This window comes from Mycobacterium sp. TH-M11 (assembly GCF_057473725.1).
Window position 1 is genome coordinate 1 of record NZ_JBYCLD010000126.1, and the last position, 18942, is coordinate 18942.

The 18942-nt window shown below is 68.8% G+C and carries 15 protein-coding genes and 1 pseudogene; all 16 read right to left on the minus strand.

The window, feature by feature from the left end; translation table 11 throughout:
• Nucleotides 1–832: YggS family pyridoxal phosphate enzyme (locus AC2VOG_RS05525; protein WP_486938915.1), on the minus strand; the 832-nt coding region annotated here is incomplete at its 3' end.
• Nucleotides 829–1536, minus strand: coding sequence for a peptidoglycan editing factor PgeF (gene pgeF, locus AC2VOG_RS05530; protein WP_486938916.1), 708 nt, complete (start codon nucleotides 1534–1536; stop codon nucleotides 829–831). The genes AC2VOG_RS05525 and pgeF, both read right to left, overlap by 4 nt.
• Before the next feature lie 43 nt (nucleotides 1537–1579).
• Nucleotides 1580–2728 carry a cell division protein FtsZ gene (gene ftsZ, locus AC2VOG_RS05535; RefSeq protein ID WP_486938928.1) on the minus strand — a complete coding sequence of 383 codons (1149 nt, stop codon included), beginning with the start codon at nucleotides 2726–2728 and terminating at the stop codon, nucleotides 1580–1582.
• A 207-nt stretch (nucleotides 2729–2935) separates the two neighbouring features.
• The gene (locus AC2VOG_RS05540) at nucleotides 2936–3862 is read right to left on the minus strand and encodes a cell division protein FtsQ/DivIB (protein WP_486938917.1); all 927 of its coding nucleotides are present in this window, start codon (nucleotides 3860–3862) and stop codon (nucleotides 2936–2938) included.
• Entirely contained in the window at nucleotides 3859–5304 is a 1446-nt protein-coding gene (murC, locus tag AC2VOG_RS05545) for a UDP-N-acetylmuramate--L-alanine ligase (RefSeq protein WP_486938918.1), read from the minus strand. Before murC ends, AC2VOG_RS05540 begins: the two co-directional genes overlap by 4 nt.
• A complete protein-coding gene (gene murG, locus AC2VOG_RS05550; RefSeq protein WP_486938929.1) occupies nucleotides 5301–6551 on the minus strand; it encodes an undecaprenyldiphospho-muramoylpentapeptide beta-N-acetylglucosaminyltransferase in 1251 nt (416 codons plus the stop codon). Before murG ends, murC begins: the two co-directional genes overlap by 4 nt.
• A complete protein-coding gene (gene ftsW, locus AC2VOG_RS05555; RefSeq protein WP_486938919.1) occupies nucleotides 6527–8080 on the minus strand; it encodes a putative lipid II flippase FtsW in 1554 nt (517 codons plus the stop codon). The genes murG and ftsW overlap by 25 nt, the downstream gene beginning before the upstream one ends.
• 6 nt (nucleotides 8081–8086) lie before the next feature.
• A complete protein-coding gene (gene murD / locus AC2VOG_RS05560) occupies nucleotides 8087–9571 on the minus strand; it encodes a UDP-N-acetylmuramoyl-L-alanine--D-glutamate ligase (RefSeq protein WP_486938920.1) in 1485 nt (494 codons plus the stop codon).
• A 2-nt stretch (nucleotides 9572–9573) separates the two neighbouring features.
• Complete coding sequence (gene mraY, locus AC2VOG_RS05565; RefSeq protein WP_486938921.1) at nucleotides 9574–10656, minus strand: phospho-N-acetylmuramoyl-pentapeptide-transferase; 1083 nt, start codon at nucleotides 10654–10656, stop codon at nucleotides 9574–9576.
• On the minus strand, nucleotides 10656–12164 hold the full coding sequence (locus AC2VOG_RS05570; protein WP_486938922.1) for a UDP-N-acetylmuramoyl-tripeptide--D-alanyl-D-alanine ligase: 1509 nt from the start codon (nucleotides 12162–12164) through the stop codon (nucleotides 10656–10658). The genes mraY and AC2VOG_RS05570 overlap by 1 nt, the downstream gene beginning before the upstream one ends.
• The gene (locus AC2VOG_RS05575; RefSeq protein WP_486938923.1) at nucleotides 12161–13699 is read right to left on the minus strand and encodes a UDP-N-acetylmuramoyl-L-alanyl-D-glutamate--2,6-diaminopimelate ligase; all 1539 of its coding nucleotides are present in this window, start codon (nucleotides 13697–13699) and stop codon (nucleotides 12161–12163) included. Before AC2VOG_RS05575 ends, AC2VOG_RS05570 begins: the two co-directional genes overlap by 4 nt.
• Nucleotides 13700–13849: 150 nt before the next feature.
• Nucleotides 13850–15757, minus strand: a complete 1908-nt coding sequence (locus AC2VOG_RS05580) for a peptidoglycan D,D-transpeptidase FtsI family protein (protein WP_486938924.1) — start codon at nucleotides 15755–15757, stop codon at nucleotides 13850–13852.
• Nucleotides 15754–16863 (minus strand): cell division protein FtsL, encoded by a 1110-nt coding sequence (gene ftsL / locus AC2VOG_RS05585; protein WP_486938925.1) that lies wholly within the window; start codon nucleotides 16861–16863, stop codon nucleotides 15754–15756. The genes AC2VOG_RS05580 and ftsL overlap by 4 nt, the downstream gene beginning before the upstream one ends.
• Nucleotides 16860–18095: a 16S rRNA (cytosine(1402)-N(4))-methyltransferase RsmH gene (rsmH, locus tag AC2VOG_RS05590; protein ID WP_486938926.1), complete on the minus strand. Its 1236-nt coding sequence runs from the start codon at nucleotides 18093–18095 to the stop codon at nucleotides 16860–16862. Before rsmH ends, ftsL begins: the two co-directional genes overlap by 4 nt.
• Nucleotides 18070–18501 carry a division/cell wall cluster transcriptional repressor MraZ gene (mraZ, locus tag AC2VOG_RS05595; RefSeq protein WP_486938927.1) on the minus strand — a complete coding sequence of 144 codons (432 nt, stop codon included), beginning with the start codon at nucleotides 18499–18501 and terminating at the stop codon, nucleotides 18070–18072. Before mraZ ends, rsmH begins: the two co-directional genes overlap by 26 nt.
• Nucleotides 18502–18793: 292 nt before the next feature.
• Nucleotides 18794–18942, minus strand: a pseudogene (locus AC2VOG_RS05600) (DUF3040 domain-containing protein); the annotation flags it as partial.

The window sequence follows — 18942 nt, forward strand, 5'->3', positions numbered from 1 at the left end:
GGGATTGGGGTTTCTGTGATGAAGATGTGACTGGAGTGACTATTGACGGTGACGCTAGCGGTCGTTGACCCAACAGTGCGGTACCGACACGCACACACGTCGAACCATGTTTGACCGCCGTTTCAAGGTCGTTGGACATCCCGGCGGACAAACCGACGGCGTCGGGGTGCGCGCGGCGCACCCGCTGGTGCTCTGACTGCAGGCGCGCAAATGCCCGATCCGGCTCCCAGTCCAGCGGCGGGATGCCCATCAGCCCAACCAGTTCGAGGGATCCGGCGGCGGCGACCTGCGCGCAGATCTCGTCGACCGCTTTCGTGTCCGAGACGTCGACGCCACCGCGCGACACGTCGCCGTCGAGGCTGATCTGGACGTAAATCTGTAGCGGCCCCGTCCGGTGCCCCTCCTCGATCGCGCCATCGACGGCACGGTCGAGCGCGGCCACCACCCGGGTGCTGCTCACCGAGTGGACGGTGTGCGCCCAGTGGGCCAGCGAGCGGGCCTTGTTGGATTGAACCTTGCCGACCATGTGCCAACGCCGGTCGGCCACGGAGCGGGTTCCCTCCCCCGTGCCGCCCAGCAACCGATCCACTTCGGCGATCTTGGCCGCCGCTTCTTGGTCGCGGGACTCGCCAAAGTCGCCGCATCCCAGTCGCGACAAAATCGCCACATCGGTTGCGGGAAAGAATTTGGTAATAGGCACGAGTTGAATGTCGTCGAGTTTGCGGTCGGCCGCTTCGGCCGCCGCAGCAAGCCGTGAACCTAACGCCGACAATGAATCGGCCAATTCCGTTTCTCGCGCCGTCCGGGCGGAACGGTTTACCGTCGCACTCATGCTATCCACACCACCGAGGCCAGTCGCCCGGTCGGGTTACCGCGGCGATGGCTGAACAGACTGGTGTCATCGAAGGTGCACCGCGGGTCGACATCGATGGCACTAACGCCCAAAGCCTTGAGCTGGCGCGCTATTCCGGCACGTAAGTCCAGCCCAGGGGTGCCCGCGGCGGTGGTGGTGCGACTGCCAGGCAGGGCGGCCTCGACCTCGTCGGCCATCGCCGCCGGTACCTCGTAGTTGCGGCCGCTGACCGCCGGGCCCAGCAGCGCCGAGATGTCCGCCGCCCGTGCACCCAGGCCAAGCATGGCCTCGACCGCTCGGGCGACCACCCCGTCCCGTGCACCAACCCGGCCGGCGTGCACGGCCCCGACCACCCCGGCCCGCGCGTCGGCCAACAGCACCGGAACGCAGTCGGCGGTCACCACCGCCAAGGCCAATCTCGATGCGCGCGTGACTAATCCGTCGGTCTGGTCGAACGGCGTGTCGCGCGGACCGTCGACGACTTCGACACGGTCACCATGTACCTGGTGCATCCACACCACCCGATCAGCACCCAGGCCGATAGCAGTGCCGAGCCGTTTGCGGTTGGCAGCGACGGCGACCGGATCGTCGCCCACGTGGTCGCCGAGGTTGAAGCTGTCGAAGGGCGGCGACGAGACACCGCCCGCCCGGGTCGTGCTGACCCGCCGGATGCGAACACTCACCCGTCCAGTATCCGGCGCGAGCACAGCGGCCATCGTCGCGCGGTTAGCGCCGCATGAACGGCGGCACGTCGACATCGTCGTCCTCGCCGCCGATGTCGAACGTTGCGCCGTTGGTCGGCACCGACACGCTGAGCGCGTCGGCGGGCTCGAACAAGCTGGAGCTCACCTTGCCGTGTTTGCCGGAGGCAACGATTCCCGACGCCGCGCCGGCGCCGGCATTGCTGACGACCGGCTTACGACCGGGACCGGCCGCGTCGAAGCCGGCGGCGATGACCGTCACCCGGACCTCGTCGCCCAGCGAGTCGTCGATGACCGTGCCGAAGATGATGTTCGCGTCCTGATGGGCGGCGTCCTGGACCAGCGATGCCGCCTCGTTGATCTCGAACAAACCCAGGTCACTGCCGCCGGCCACCGACAGCAACACGCCCTGGGCGCCTTCCATCGAAGCCTCGAGCAGCGGTGAGTTGATCGCGATCTCGGCCGCTTTCAGCGCGCGCCCGTCACCGCGCGCCGATCCGATCCCCATCAGCGCCGTACCCGCGCCGCTCATGACTCCCTTGACGTCGGCGAAGTCGACGTTGATCAGACCGGGAGTAGTGATCAGGTCGGTGATGCCCTGCACGCCGTTGAGCAGCACCTCGTCGGCGCTGCGGAAGGCGTCCATCAGCGACACCGCGGCATCGCCCATCTGCAGCAGACGGTCGTTGGGGATCACGATCAGCGTGTCGCAGCTTTCGCGCAATGAGGCGATGCCGTTTTCGGCCTGGTTGCTGCGCCGCTTGCCCTCGAAGGAGAACGGCCGGGTGACCACACCGACGGTCAGCGCGCCCAGCTTGCGGGCGATGCTGGCGACCACCGGCGCGCCGCCAGTACCCGTTCCACCACCCTCACCCGCGGTGACGAAGACCATGTCGGCCCCGCGCAGCAGTTCCTCGATCTCGTCCTTGGCATCTTCGGCGGCCTTCTTACCGACCTCGGGGTCGGCGCCGGCGCCCAGCCCTCGGGTGGAGTCACGACCGACGTCGAGCTTGACGTCGGCATCGCTCATCAACAGCGCCTGGGCATCGGTGTTGATGGCGATGAACTCCACCCCCTTGAGCCCCTGCTCGATCATGCGGTTGACGGCGTTCACACCGCCGCCGCCTATCCCCACGACTTTGATGACGGCCAGGTAGTTGTGCGGCGGGGTCATCATGTTGTCTTCCTCCCTGGTGGGACTGCTTGAAGCGAACCGGTGACAACCTCAACCTCTAGTAAAGGGTTAGAGTTATGTCAGGTTGATTCGCGCAAACAGAACGGTATTGCCGACGGGTGCGGGATCGATGCAGGCGCGCCGAAGAGCGGCGGGCGAATTTCAGCCGATTTCGTGCCGCGCCCGCCAACCCGGGGTACCGGGCATTCATTTGATGGTCGGCAGATCCGGGCTGGATACGTCGTAGGTGCGCCCGGGGCGAGTCAGCAGGGCCGCCAACTTCTGCGCCTTTTCCTCGGTCCGGTCATTCGTCCCCCAGATCACCGTGCGCCCGTCGGTCAGAGTCAGCGTGATCGACGCGACCGAGGGCGCCGCGATCCTGCTCACCTGCGCGACCACTTCGGGCCGTAACGCTGTCAGCACCGCGAGCGCGGCCTTGGTCGGCGGGTCGGCTGGTCCGGGATTGTCGACGTCGAGGTAGGGCAGCGCAGGTGGCGGCGGCGCGGTCGCGAAGTCGACGCCGTCCCGGTCGAACAGGTGCGGACCGTCGGGTAGGTCTTTGACCACCAACGGGACCCGCTCGACGATGGCGATCATCAGCGCCGACGGGTAGTCGCGTTGCACGTGCGCGCTGGCCACCCGGCGAATCGCGGCGACCCGGTCGGCAACACTGTCGGTGTTGATCTGCAGCAGCGGCGTTCCCAGCTTGACGTGCGCCGCGTCGAGCACCTCCTCGCGGGTGACGGCTCCGAGGCCGTCGACGACGATGCCGCGGGCCGACATCAAGGGGGTGAAGTAGAGGATCAGACCCATCCCGGTGATCGCGATGCCGAGCAGCAGCGACGCCAAAAACAGCCGCAGCCCCCGAACGGTGCCGCGCGCAACGGGTTTGGGGCCCGCCGGACCGCGGCCACGCGCCGCACGTTTGGCCTCGCGACGGGCCTGTTCGATGGCCATGGCACGGGCTTGCGCCTCTCGTCGTTCGGCGCGCTCACGGCGCTCCCGCCGTCGCGGACCCTCGACCGTTTCGTCAGGCTTCGCCGGTTCTGCAGCGGCACCGGCGTTGTCGACGCGCTCGGCTGCGGTGACTTCGTCGACCGGCCCGTCGGGAATCGCACCACCGGACTCGGTCACCGCGATGCCTCCGGCCTGCTGCGGTTGGCCCGCATCCGCAGCGCGGTGATGATTTCCGGCGCGAGCATCGTGACGTCACCCGCTCCCATGGTGACCACGACGTCGCCGGGGCCGGCGACGGCGGCCACCGCCTCGGCGACTGCGGACATGTCGGGCAGGTACTGCACCGGGACGCCGACGTACTCGGCGACGGTCGCCCCGCTCACCCCCGCGATGGGTTGTTCGCGGGCGCCGTAGACGTCGAGCACGAACACGCGGTCGGCATCGTCGAGCGCGGCCCCGAATTCAGCGGCGAAAGCCTTTGTCCGTGAATACAAGTGCGGCTGGAACACCACCAGCGAGCGACCGGTACCGGCCTGCTCCAAAAGCGTCCGTACCGCGCCCAGCGTGGCGCGGACCTCCGTCGGGTGGTGCGCGTAGTCATCGAAAACCCTTACCGCAGAGGCCGTCCCGATCAAGTCGAACCTGCGGCGCACGCCCTCGAAACCCGCCAGCCCGTCCAGCACGCATTCGGCCGACGCGCCGATTTCGACGGCGGCCAGCAGTGCGCCCAGCGCGTTGAGCGCCATATGCCGGCCCGGCACCGACAGTCGCATCACCCTCGGATGGGTGTCGGCCTCGAGCTGGACGTGCGCGACAGCCTCGGTGCCCTGCTGTTCCCAGGACAACAACGTCCCGGCCAATCCGTCGCCGGACGAGCCGTAGCGCAGCACTCTAATCCCAAGCGCCGCAACGCGTTCTGCCAGCGCAGCCGCCCCCGGGTCGTCGACGCACACGACCAGCACCCCGCCCGGCGCGATGCGCTCCGCGAAGGAGTCGAACACCTCGACATAGGCTTCGGGACTACCGAAGAAATCCAGGTGATCGGCCTCGATATTGGTGACCACCGCGACATTCGGGGTGTATTCGAGCAGCGATCCGTCGCTCTCGTCGGCCTCGGCGACAAAGCAGTCGCCGCTGCCGTGATGGGCGTTGGTGCCCGCCTCACCCAACTCGCCGCCGACAGCGAAGGACGGGTCCCGGCCGCAATGCTGAAGCGCCACAATCAACATCGACGTGGTGGTCGTCTTGCCATGGGTCCCGGTCACCATCAGCGTGGTGCGCCCGGACATCAGCTTGGCCAGCACGGCCGGTCGCAGCACCACCGGAATACCGCGACGGCGGGCCTCGACGAGCTCGGGGTTGGTCTTGGGGATCGCGGCGTGGGTGGTGATCACCGCGGTCGGCCCACCCGGTAGCAAATCCAGCGAGGACGCGTCGTGGCCGATCCGGATCTGTGCGCCGCGCGCCTGCAGCGCACGTACGCCCCGCGACTCCTTGGCATCCGACCCCGAGACCTGTCCTCCGCGGTCGAGCAGGATGCGGGCGATTCCCGACATGCCCGCTCCCCCGATGCCGACCATGTGCACGCGCTGCAACTCCGGCGGCAGCGGCAGGTTCATCGGCGCACTCTCCACGTCCGCGCATCCCGCGCTGCGCGCGCGATGTCCAGCACGACGCGGCTGGCTTTCGCGCGCTTCCCATCCCGCGCTGCGCGCGCGATGTCCAGCACGACGCGGGCCACCTGTCGCGCCGCGTCCGGATGCCCGACCAACGCCGCGGCCGTCGTCATCGCCGCCAACCGCGACTCGTCGGCGAGCAGCACGGTCACCTGTTCGGCAACGAATTGCGGCGTCAGATCGGCATCGGCGATCAGCATGCCGCCGCCGGCATTGACCACCGGTAGCGCGTTGAGGCGCTGCTCGCCGTTGCCGATCGGCAGCGGGACATAGATCGCCGGCAAACCGACGGCGGTCACCTCGGCGACCGTCATCGCGCCAGACCGACAGATCGCCACGTCGGCGGCGGCGTAGGCGAAGTCCATCCGGCTCAGGTACGGCACCGCAACGTACGGCGGGTCCCCGGGCTGCGGCTCGCGCAGATCGAGGGTGTTCTTGGCGCCGTGGGCGTGCAGCACCGCCACCCCAGCCGCCGCCAGGTCACCGGCCGCCCCGGCGACCGCACGGTTAATCGAGCCGGCGCCCTGCGAGCCGCCGAAAACCAGCAGCACCCGGGCGTCGTCGTCGAAGCCGAAATACGCACGCGCCGACGGCCGCAGCGCGGCGCGGTCCAGCGAGGTGATCGTCTCGCGAACCGGGACGCCGACCACCTCGGCGTTCCGAAGACCTGGATCAGGCACCGCCGAGAGCACCCGCTGCGCGCTGCGGGCGCCGACCCGGTTGGCCAGCCCGGCGCTGGCGTTGGCCTCATGGATCACCACCGGCACCCGTCGGCCACGCCGGGCCGCCAGGTAGGCCGGCAACGACACGTAGCCGCCGAACCCGACCACCACGTCGGCGTCGACCTTGTCCAGCACGGCTCGGGCCTGCCGGACCGCACGCAACACCCGCGCCGGCAGCCGGGCCAGATCACCGGTGGGCTTGCGGGGTAGCGGCACCGGGGTGATCAGCTCCAGCTGATAGCCACGCTCGGGCACCAGCCTGGTCTCCAACCCGCGCGCGGTGCCCAGCGCAGTGATGCGGACGTCCGGGTCCAGGCTGACCAGGGCGTCAGCGACGGCCATTGCGGGCTCGACGTGGCCGGCTGTACCGCCGCCCGCGAGCACAACCGACAACGACGAGGGCCCGGCTGGCCCTGTGGCCGATGGCCCCGTGACCGAGTCGTTCACCCGTGGCGCTGACCTTCCAATGTCCGACGGCCCTGCGCATGACGCTGGCCGGTGTGCCGCTGTCCGCCTACATGATGCCCTGCCCTCGCCCCGCGCCTGTCCGCAGCGGGCGGCCTGGCCTTGCGGACGGCACGGGCCGGTGGCGGCTTGCGGGACGGCTTGGCCGGCTGAGGTTTACTGCGCAACCGGTCGCGCAATGCCTCGACCCGGGTCGGCGAATAGGGCGCCGGCAATGGTAGCCGCAGGATCCGGGTCATCCGGTCGTCGCTGCCGGCGCGCAGCGCGGCAACCGCTTCGGGCTCATGACGTGCCGCGTTTGCCATCATGCCGATCATCAAAAGTGTTGTCGCCGTTGATGTCCCACCAGCCGAGATCAACGGCAACTGGATACCGGTGACCGGCAGCAGTCCGATGACGTAGCCCACGTTGATGAACGACTGACCGAGCACCCACAGGGTGGTGGTTGCGGTCAGCAGCCGCAGGAACGGGTCTGCGGAGCGGCGCGCGATCCGCATTCCGGTGTAGGCGAACAGCCCGAACAGGCCGAGCAGGCCGAGCGCGCCGACCAGCCCGAGTTCCTCGCCGATGATCGCGAAGATGAAGTCGTTATGGGCATTGGGCAGGTAGTTCCACTTGGCGGTGCCCTGACCTAGACCGTCGCCGAAAACACCGCCGTTGGCCAGCGCGTACCTGGCCTGCCTGGCCTGGTAGCCCGAGTCCTGGGGGTCTTGACCGGGGTCCAGCCAGGACCGGACCCGGTCGGAGCGGTAGCCCGCCGACATCGCGAGGATCGCACCCGATGCGACGGCGGCGAACAGCGAGCTGAGGAACACCCGCAGCGGCAGACCGGCGTACCACAACAGACCGAGCAGGATGATGCTCATCGACACCGTCTGGCCGAGGTCGGGCTGGGCGAGGATGAGGGCCAATGCGATAACTGCAGCGGGCACCAGCGGAATCAGCATCTCGCGCAGCGAGGCCCGCTCCATACGCCGCGCCGCCAGCAGGTGCGCGCCCCAGATCGCGAAGGCGATCTTGGTCAGCTCGGAGGGCTGCATGGAGAACCCGGCGACCACGAACCAACCGCGGGAACCGTTGGCTTCCTTACCAATTCCCGGTATCAGCACGAGCACGAGCATGACGACGGTTGTGGCAAAGCCGGTGAACGCCATCCGTCGCATGAACCGGACAGGCAACCGTAGGGCCAGATAACATGCGAACAGCCCGACGATCGTCCAGAGCACCTGACGGCCGAAGATCGTCCAGGCCGATCCGTCGTCGTCGTAGGACCGCACCCCGGACGCCGACAGCACCATGATCAGGCCCAGCGTGGTGAGCAGGGCCGCGACCGCGATGATCAGGTGAAACGACGTCATGGGCCGGTCGAGCCAGGCCCCGAACCGCGTCCGCGGGTCGCCGGTCGCCGCAGTAGCAGCCTTGGTGACCTTGGTCACCTTGGTCTTCGGCGCGTCGTCGTCGGCCGTCTGATCCGACGCCGTCCGGCCATCCTTGGTTCCCCGGCGCAGTAGCCGGGTCAACGCGTTCGTCACCCGTGGCTACCGACGCGCGGCGCGGGCGGCGGCTGCAAACGCGTCGCCGCGGTCCGCATAGCCGGTGAACTGGTCAAATGACGCGCCGGCCGGTGCCAGTAGGACGGTGTCGCCGGGACGGGCGAGGTCTCGGGCGGCCGCGACGGCGGCTTTCATGACGCGAGTACCGACCGTCTCGTCCGACACTGGAACGACATATGTCACATCTGTAACAGGAGACTCAGCAGTCGCATGCATATCAACATCCTCGCGTGCCACGACCTGTACGACGGGCACATCCGGCGCGTGTCGCGATAACGCCTCGGCAACCACCGCCCGGTCACGGCCGATCAGCACCGCCCCGACCAGCCGCGACGCAACCTTTGCCACGGTCTCGTGCACCGATGCGCCCTTGAGCAGGCCGCCGGCGATCCACACCACTCCGGGGTAGGCCAGCAGCGACGCCTCGGCGGCATGCGGGTTGGTGGCCTTGGAGTCGTCGACGTAGCTGATTTCGTCGATGACCGCGACGAGCTCGGCACGGTGCGGGCCGACCCTAAACGACGACAGCGCCGCGACGATCGCCTCGGCGGGCACCCCGATGCTGCGGGCCAGCGCGGCGGCGGCCAGCGCGTCGAGCACCCCGACCGGGCCCGGCACCGCAATGGCCGACGCCGGAGCCAGGACCAGGCCGCCGGAGCCATCGGCGAAGGCGTGGTCGACCAACAGGCCGTCGCGCACACCGAGTTCGCCGGCGGCGGGTTCGCCGAGCCGGAAGCCGACTCGCACCGGTGCCGGCGCCGCCGCCAGCAGTGCCGCCGCCCGCGGATCGTCGAGCCCGACCACCGCCACCCTGCCACGCAGCACGCCCGCCTTGGCAGCGGCGTAGTCGGCGAGGGAGCCGTGCCAGTCGAGGTGGTCTTCGGCGATGTTGAGCACTGCCCCGGCCTCGGGCCGGATCGACGGCGCCCAGTGCAGTTGGAAGCTGGACAGCTCGACGGCCAGCACGTCGGCAGGGCCGTGCGGCCCACCGGACAAGGCACTGAGCACGGGGTTGCCGATGTTGCCGCACAGCCGGCTGTTGAGCCCGGCGGCGACGAGCATCGCGTGCAGCATCGACGTGGTGGTGGTCTTGCCGTTGGTGCCGGTGACCGTCAGCCAGCGGCGCGGCGGGCCATAGTGGCCGGCCTGGTCGAGCCGCCAGGCCAGCTCGACGTCACCCCAGACCGGGACGCCGGTTGCCGCGGCCGCCGCGGGAACCGGGGCGGCCGGCGAGAAACCCGGGCTGACCACCACCAGCGCGTAGTCGGCGATATGCGCGGCTGCGGTCGAGGAGTCGACAGTCGGCGTTCCGGCCTCGGCGAATTGCGCACGTGTGGTCGCCGAGTCGTCACACAAGGTCGCCGTCGCGCCCAGCCCGGCGAGCGCCGTCAACACCGCACGACCGGTCACGCCACCCCCCGCCACCAGCACCGGCGCGCCGGCCGACAACGGCTCGAGCGCTGCAGTCATGTTCAGCCGCCGCCGGTGGAGGCCAGCCACTCGCTGTAGAACAGCGCGACACCCAGGCCGCAGCTGATCGCGGTGAGCAACCAGAACCGGATGATCACCGTGGTTTCGGCCCAGCCCGCCAACTCGAAGTGGTGATGGAAGGGCGCCATCCGGAACACCCGGCGCCCGGTCGTGCGGAAAGCCAGTATCTGCACCACGACCGAGACGATCTCGGCGACGAACAGCGAGCCGAGCACCACCGCGAGGATCTCGGTGCGGCTGGTCACCGAGATGCCGGCGATGATGCCGCCCAGCGCCAGCGACCCGGTATCGCCCATGAAGATCTTGGCCGGTGCGGCGTTCCACCACAGGAACCCGATGCAGGCACCGGTGGTGGCGGCCGCGACGATCGCCAAGTCGAGCGGGTCGCGCACGTTGTAGCAGCCCAGCCCGGGGGCGGTTGCGCACGCGTTACGGTACTGCCAGAACGTGATCAGCACGTAGGCGGCGGTCACCATCGCCATCGAGCCGGCCGCCAGCCCGTCCAGTCCGTCGGTGAAGTTGACCGCGTTGGACCACGCACTGACGACAAGCACGCAGAACAACACGAACAGCGCCGGAGCCAGCGTGACGGTGGCGATTTCACGCACGTACGACAGGTCTGAGGAGCCCGGCGTCAGGCCGGCCTCATTGCGGAACTGCAGCACCAGGATGCCGACCAGGACCGCGGCGGTGATCTGGCCGAGGGTCTTGGCCGTCTTGTTCAGCCCCAAGTTGCGGGAGCGACGGATCTTGATCAGGTCGTCGACAAATCCGACCGCGCCCAGCGTGGTGGCCAGAACCAGCACCAGCAGACCCGAGGCCGAGGGGCCGTTGCCGTTGAAGGCCAGACCGGCCAGGTGGGTGCCCAGATAGCCCGCCCAGATCCCGGCCAGGATCGCGACCCCGCCCATCGACGGCGTTCCGCGCTTGGTCTTGTGGCTCGGGGGTCCGTCCTCGCGGATCTCGTGGCCGAACCCCTGCCGATTGAACAGCCCGATCAGCATCGGGGTCAGCAGGATTGAGACCGTCAGCGAGATCGCGACGGCGAGCAAGATGTCGATCATCAGCCGTCGCCCTGACTCTCCGCCGTCAGCGAATCGGCCAGCGCCCCGAGCCCGGCCGCGTTGGAGGCCTTGACCAGCACCACGTCCCCGGGCCGCAGCTCGGCCCGTAGCAGGGCCAGGGCGGCGTCGGCGTCGGCGACGAGGACGGCTCCTCGTTCACCCTCAGAGCCCCAGGCGCCTTCCATGACCGCGCCGTGGTGCATGGCGCTCATAGACCTCCCCGTTCCCACGACAATGAGTCGAGTCACATCTAATCGCACCGCCAGCCTGCCGATGCGGTCATGCTCGGATATCGCGTCAGCACCGAGCTCGGCCATCTCCCCCAGCACTGCCCAACTGCGACGACGATCCGCGCCGCCGCCGGCCGAGATCCAGGCCAGTGCCTGCAAGCCGGCACGCATCGAATCCGGGTTGGCGTTGTAGGCGTCATCGATGACGGTGACCCCGTCGGGGCGGGTGCTGACCCGCATCCGGTGACCCGACACGGGGCCGGCGCCGGCCAACGCCTCGGCGATCTGCGCGGTGGTGGCGCCACATTCCAGCGCTACGGCGGCCGCGCACAGCGCATTGCTGACGTGGTGATCGCCATGTACGGCCAGGCTGATGTCGACGGACGTGATCCCTGCGTGCAAGGTGAACTGCGGCCGGGCCAGCTCGTCGAGGGTGACTGGCCCGGCCCACACGTCGGCCCCGGCGTTGCGGCCGACCCGCACCACCCGGGCGGCGGTCACCTCAGCCATCGCCGCGACGGCCGGATCGTCGACGTTCAGCACAACCACTCCAGAGGCCGGAACAGCTTGCGGCAGCTCAGATTTGGTCTGCGCGATGACTTCACGCGAGCCGAACTCACCCAGATGGGCGGTGCCGACATTGAGGACCACTCCGATCGAGGGCGGCGCGATCGCCGCCAATGCGGCGATGTTGCCGGGGTGACGAGCCGACAGCTCGAGGATCAGGTAATCGGTGCTGGGCGTGGCGCGCAGCACGGTCCAGGGATGACCGAGTTCGTTGTTGAACGAGCCGGGTGGCGCGATCACCTCGCCAACCGGTGAAAGCACGGCCGCCAGAAGATCTTTGGTCGACGTCTTGCCCGACGATCCGGTGATGCCGACGATCGTCAGCCCGCCGGCCACCAACTCGGCGGCCACCGCAGCAGCGAGCTTGGCCAGTGCGGCCAGCACCGCTGCGCCGGACCCGTCGCGGTCATGCTCGAGCACGCCGGCGCCGGTCTCCGCGGCGTCCGCGGCCGGGCCGACCACGATCGCCGGGACCCCGACCGGTCGCGCGGCCAGCACCGCGACGGCTCCGCCCGCCACCGCGGCGGCGGCGTGGTCGTGTCCGTCTACCCGCGATCCCGGCAGCGCCAGGAACAGCCCACCGGAAGTGACCTTGCGAGAATCGAATTCGACGCTTCCGGTGACGTGCAGGCGGGCGGCGTCCTCGGCGGAGATGTCGGCGAGTTCACCACCGACGATGTCGGCGATCTGCGCCACGGTGAGGTCGATCATCGGCGGGCGTCCAAGGCGGCGGCGAGTTCGACGCGGTCGTCGAAGGGCTGCGTCTGCCCACTGCGGGTCTGCCCGGTCTCGTGGCCCTTGCCGGCGATCACCACCACGTCGCCGGCGACCGCCCAAGCCACGGCGTGTTCGATTGCCGCGCGCCGGTCCCCGATCTCGACCACCTCCGCGTCGGTGCTGGCTTCGGCTGCGCCGGAGAGGATCTCGCGACGGATGGCGACCGGATCCTCGCTACGGGGGTTGTCGTCGGTGACAACCACGAGATCGGCCAATTCGGCGGCGACGCGTCCCATCTCGGCTCGCTTGCCGGGGTCACGGTCACCACCGGCGCCGAACACCACAGCCAGTCGACTGTCCGGGCGCCGCAACGTTCGCAGCACCTCGTGCAGCGCGCCCGGCTTGTGGGCGTAATCCACCAGTGCGAGGAAGTCCTGCCCGCGGTCGATCGGTTCGAGTCGCCCGGGAACCCGGGTGTGCCGCAGGCCCACCGACGCCTGCTCCGGGGAGACCCCGACGGCGTCCAGGACTGCCAGCGCGACAAGGCAATTGGCGATGTTGTAGTCGCCGGGCAACGCGATGCCCATCCGGTGGTGGACGCCGGCCGGGTCGACCGCGGTGAACTCCTGGACGTCGGCCCGCGCGGCGCGGGCCTCGGCCCGCCAATCGGCCGGGCGACCCGTGGCGCTGACCGTGACCGCCTTCCCCGCGCGGCGGGCTATCGCGCGGCCGGCATCGTCATCGACGCACACCACAGCGCGGCGGGCGCGCAGCGGCGAGGCCGGGTCGAACAACCGCGCCTTGGCCTCGAAGTAGTCCTGCATCGTCGCGTGGAAATCGAGGTGGTCGCGGGACAGGTTGGTAAAACCGCCGACCGCGAACCGAACGCCGTCGACACGCCCCAGGGTCAGCGCGTGGCTGGACACCTCCATCACCACGGTGTCGACTCCGCGCTCGGCCATCGCTGCGAGCAGGGCCTGCAGCGCGGGCGCCTCCGGCGTGGTCAGCAGGCTGGGAATGTCCTCGCCGTCGATGCGCAGACCGACGGTGCCGATCAGACCCACGGACCGTCCGGCGGCCCGCAGGCCCGCTTCGAGAAGGTAGCTGGTCGTGGTCTTGCCCGACGTGCCGGTGACCCCGACGACCGCGAGATGTTCGGACGGATGGCCGTACACGGTGGCGGCGACCTCGCCCAACACGCTGCGGGGCTGGGCGTGAACGAGGACCGGCAACGTGCTGGCCTCGCTACCCAGCTGCGCCAGTCCAGTCGCATCGGTGAGCACCGCGACGGCTCCGCTTTCTACCGCTTCGCGGTAGAAACTGGCGCCGTGTGTCGTCGCGCCGGGCAGGGCGGCGAACAGGTCACCGGGCCGGACGTCCTGGGCGCGCAGCGTCACACCGGTGATGGGAAGGTCCGGTTCCGCCCTGCCCTCGGCGAGAACCGCACCCACCTGGGCGGCCAGCGTCGACAGCGGAACGCCCGGGCAGGAAGTCGGACGCAGCGCAGCGGGCACGTCATCACCCTCCATCTGCAGATCAGCCTTGTCACCCTATCGAGCGGGCGCCGGGGGCCTCGTGGTCGGCGTAGGCGTGTCGGTTTCGCGCAGACGGCAGTCCGGTGTCGCGGCCACCGGCGCCCATGCCGGCCGCAGGCCGCAGCCGACCGTGTCCGACTGAGATCAGCTGGCCTGCAACAACAACGGCGGACCAGGATCCGGTGACAGCGGCACATCACCGCGCTGCAGCAACCAGCCCGCGATGTCGTGGAACAGCGGGGCCGCCGAGTGGCCCGGCGTACCGTCGGCGTTGCGCGCCGGGTTGTCCATCATGATGCCGATGACATATCGGGGATCGTCGACGGTGGCCATGCCGGCAAAGGTGATCCAGTAGACGTTGTCGTAATAGCAGCCGCACGCCGGGTTGATCTGCTGCGCGGTGCCGGTCTTACCCGCGATTTGGTAACCCTCGACCCCGGCCGCCGGCCCGGTCCCCTGCTGAACGCCCCGCGGGTCGCGCTGCACCACCGCACGCAGCATGTTACGCACGGTGCGCGCGGTCTCCGGCGACACCACCCGAACCCCTTCGGGGCGCGACTCTTCGGTGCGCGAGCCGTCGGCATTGACGGTGGACTTGACGATCCTCGGGGGCATCCGCACCCCATCGTTGGCGATCGCCTGATACATGCCGGTCATTTGCAGCAGGGTCATGGAAAGTCCCTGTCCGATAGGCAAGTTGGAAAACGAGCTGCCGGACCATTGCCCGATCGGCGGCACCAGGCCGGCGCTTTCACCGGGCAGTCCGACACCGGTGCGCTGACCGAGACCGAATTTCTCGACCATGTCGTAGAACCGCTGCGGTCCCACCCGCTGCGCGAGCATCAGCGTCCCGACGTTCGACGATTTGCCGAACACACCGGTGGTCGTATAGGGCGCGACGCCGTGCACCCAGGCATCGTGGATGGTGACCCCGCCCATGTTGATCGAACCCGGAACCTGCAACACCTCATCGGGATTGGACAGCCCGTACTCGATCACCGACGAGGCGGTGATGATCTTGTTCACCGAACCGGGTTCGAAAGGTGCGGACACCGCCGGGTTGCCCAGTTCCTTGTCGCCCTGGCGCCCGATGTCCTGGGCCGGGTCGAAGGTGTTGTCGTTGGCCATGGCCAGCACTTCGCCGGTTTTGGCGTCCATCACGACCGCCGAGACGTTGCGGGCGCCCGACACGTTTTTGGCCTGCTGCACCTGCTGCTGGACATAGAACTGGATATCGTCGTCGATGGTCAGCTGGATCGTCGAGCCGTTGACCGCGCGGTGCGCGTTGCGGTAACTACCCGGGATGACCACACCGTCGGAGCCGCGGTCGTAGGTGACCGAGCCGTCGGTGCCGGCGAGCTCGGCGTCCATGGAGTCTTCCAGGCCGAGCAGACCGTGCCCGTCCCAGCCGATTCCACCGACGACGTTTGCGGCCAGCGATCCGCCCGGATACTGACGCAGGTCCTGACGCTCGGCACCGACCTCCGGGAATTTCCGGGTGATGGCGGTGGCTACCGCCGGGTCGACGGCGCGGGCCAGGTAAACGAACGACTCGTCGCTGCGCAGCTTCTTCAACAGGGTGGCCTTGTCCGGCTTGTTGTTCAGCCGCGCCGCCACATCGTTGGCTATCTCGTTCAACCGCCGCTGCGGGTCAGGCGCACCACCGTTCTTCTGCTTGGCCTCGGTCAACTGCTTCAGAATGCGCTTGGGCTGAAAGGTCAGCGCGCGGGCCTCGATAGTGAACGCCAACTGGCTGTTCTTGCGGTCGACGATGCTACCGCGGATCGCTTTTTCGACGTCGGTGACCTTGAGCTGCCCGGCGGCCTCGGCGCGCAGGCCCGCGGCCTTGGGCACCTGAAGGTAGAACAGCTGGGCGCCCGCGATCAACAGCGCGAGGAAGATGACGCCGTTGCCGGCCCGGTGCCGGAAGACGAACGACGCGCCGCGGCTTCCAACCTCCACCGCCTGGCGGGTGCGACGCGCGCTCGCCGAACGGTCGGGAGCGCCGGCCTTGCCCCGAAATGGCTTGCGCAACTGAGTCGGCCGATTCATCGCGCGGGCCCGGGCGGCGTCACCGTCAGCGGGCCGAACTGCTCGCCGAGCAGCGGCCCGGCGGGGCCGGGGTGGTGCGGCATACCCGGCAAGTCGGCCGGCGACGACACCGCGGGTGGTAGCACCGGACCTGCCAACCCGGGGGCGGGCGGCACTCCCGGCATGGTCGGAATGCCCGGAAACACAGGTAGTCCGGGTACCGGTGCCGGTCCCGCGCCGGGCATCGGAAGCGGGCCGTCCGGCGACGGCAGATGCTGTGGCGACGGCAAATGTTGGGGTCCGAGCGTGGTCGCACCGTCGGGTGTGCGGACCAGCGCGTCGGGGCCGGCAGCCGGCGGAACCGCGGGTATGCCGGCGCCGGGCAGCACCAGTGCGGGCACTTCAACCGAATTGGCCGGCGGAAGTGGCGGGCCCGCTGGCTTCTCTTCGGGGAGTTTGCTGTTCAACGGCGGCGGCGGTACCCCCTGGGCCGGCTTCGGCGTCCCGACCACCACCCAGTTACCGGCGGGGTCTTGAACAAGATGTGCCGTGTCTCGGGTCGGGATCATGCCAAGGCCGCGAGCCGCCTCAGCCAACGCCGGTGCGGACTGCGCCTGCTGCACATCGCGCTCCAGCGCCTCCTTTTCCTCTTGCAGCAACTCGGTGCGCTGGCGGGCACTACCGAGCTGATAGGACCGCTCGGCGGCGTCGGTGGACAGCCACAACGTGAGACCGAGGCCGGCGCCGAGCGACCCGATGACGAACACGACGAACGGGACCTTCGCGGCCAGGGTGCGCGGGCGCAGGTCGATCGCGGCCAGCCGCGAGAGCAGACGCTCACGCAGCGGAGGCCGAATCACTTTCGGCGCTTTGGCTTTCCGCGCCTTTGCCCGCGCCTTGGCCTGGCTGGCGCTCTTGGCGCGGGCCGGTCGCTCGACCGGCCGCGCGACCGGCGAGGTCTGCGGCGCCGACCGCGACGTGCGCGGTTCCCGACCCGGTGCGGTCGGCTTTCCCCGACGCGGACGGCCAGGGCGCAGCGGCACCGGGTCGGCCACTCGGGAGGCGGCCGCCGAGCGGGGACGCCGTTCACCGGCGCGGGTCGGTTGCGCTGGGCGCTTGACTTTCATGAGCCTCCCTTCCTTGCTGCATCAGGCTTCGATCGGACCCGTTGGATGGCACGTAATCGCACTGCGGCGCTGCGCGGGTTTTGCGCGACCTCCGCGTCGTCGGCGCGTTCCGCACCGCGGGTGAGCAACCTGAATTGCGGAGCGTGGCCGGGCAATTCGACCGGCAGGTCTGACGGTGTACTCGACGTTGTCGCCGCGGCGAACACCCGCTTGACGATGCGGTCTTCCAGTGACTGGTAGGACATCACCACGATGCGGCCGTCAACGGCAACGGCATCGAGCGCGGCGGGCATGGCGTCGCGCAGCGCATCCAGCTCGCTGTTGACCGCGATGCGCAGGGCCTGGAATGTCCGCTTGGCCGGATGTCCCCCGGTCCGTCGGGCCGGTGCCGGAACCGCCTGGTAGATAACCTCAACCAGTTCGGCGGTCGAGGTGAACGGCGAGCGGGCGCGCCGGCGGACGATGTGCTTTGCGATGCGGCGGGCCAGCTTCTCCTCGCCAAAGCGGCGCAGAATGTCGGCCAGCGCGGCCTCGTCGTACGTGTTGAGAATTTCTGCGGCGGTCAGCGGCGACGTCGGATCCATCCGCATGTCCAGCGGTGCGTCCTGGGCATAGGAGAAGCCCCGCTCGGCGCGGTCGAGTTGCATCGACGAGACGCCGAGGTCGAAGAGCATCCCGTCGACGGATGCGGTTGGCCCGTAACCTGCTTGGCTAAGCGCCGCCTCGATCTCGTCATACCGGGTCTGCACCAGGGTGAGGCGGTCGGCGAACCGCGCGAGCCGCGCCCGGACGATGTCCAGAGCGGTCGGGTCGCGGTCGACACCGATCAGCCGCAGTCCGGGCAACTCAGCGAGAAAGCGCTCGGCATGGCCGCCGGCGCCGACAGTTCCATCGACAAGAACCGCGCCGGATCCATCGGCGTGGCGGCGGGTCAATGCGGGACGCAGCAATTCGAAGCAGCGGTCGAGCATCACCGACACATGGCCGAATCCACCAGTGGCTTCGGCCATGAGTGCACCTTCCCGAGGTGAGAAGTGTTGGACGGCAGGGCGCTTGTCGATACGGACGACTCGCTGCTCCCGGCTTCGCCGCGCTTGCGGTCGCGTGTCCGTGGCATCGAGGTCCCTGTCCGATGGCACGATCCTGGCGTCGGGGAAGTACGTCAGGATCGGTTCGGGCAGAGGCCACGTTGCACGGGCACGCGCCTCAGATAATGTCGCCGAGTGCTTCATCGCTGGCTGCGGAGAAGTTCTCTTCGTGAGTCTGTTGGTACTGCTGCCAGGCCGCGGCGTCCCAGATCTCCAGGTAGTCAATGGATCCGATGACGACGCAGTCCTTCGACAGACTTGCGTAGCGACGGTGGTCGGCCGACAACGTGATCCGGCCTTGCGCGTCCGGGTGCTGTTCGTCGGTCCCGGCGGCGAGGTTACGCAGAAACGCTCGCGCTTCGGGGTTGCTACGTGATGTCTGACTGGCTTTGCGCGCAAGTTCTTCGAACGCCTGTCGCGGGTAGACGGCGAGGCTGTGGTCCTGACTCTTGGTGACCATCAACCCCCCTGCCAACGCGTCGCGGAACTTGGCGGGCAATGTGAGTCGCCCTTTGTCGTCGAGTTTTGGCGTGTAGGTGCCGAGAAACATCTGGCCACCTCCATGCCTTTCGACTTCCGCCACGATACCCCACAATCCCCCACTTGGCTCCATTTAACGACACCAATGTCACCGGTCGGTGTCGTTTTCGCAGGTTCTTGGCTACTGCAGTGACCCCGGCAGAGTGGAGTCAGCAGCGATGTAACCGTAAGAAACATCCTCTGAACTCATGTTTTACTGGCAGTGGGGCGTAGTGGGGGGCTAGCGCGACTCAGGTCACCAATCGGGGGCCAGCGCGCACAAAAAAAGGACAGCCGGTTGGCTGCCCTTGTCGTTCGGAGCGCTACTGCTCGAAGCGGCGGCGGAAACGCTCTTCCATACGGCTGGTGAACGACCCGCCGGCGCCCTTGTTGCGGCGCTGACGCGCTGCGGCCGACGGTCCGGGACGCTCTCCCCGACCGCCCAACCGCGGACCGGTGATGGCAAACATGA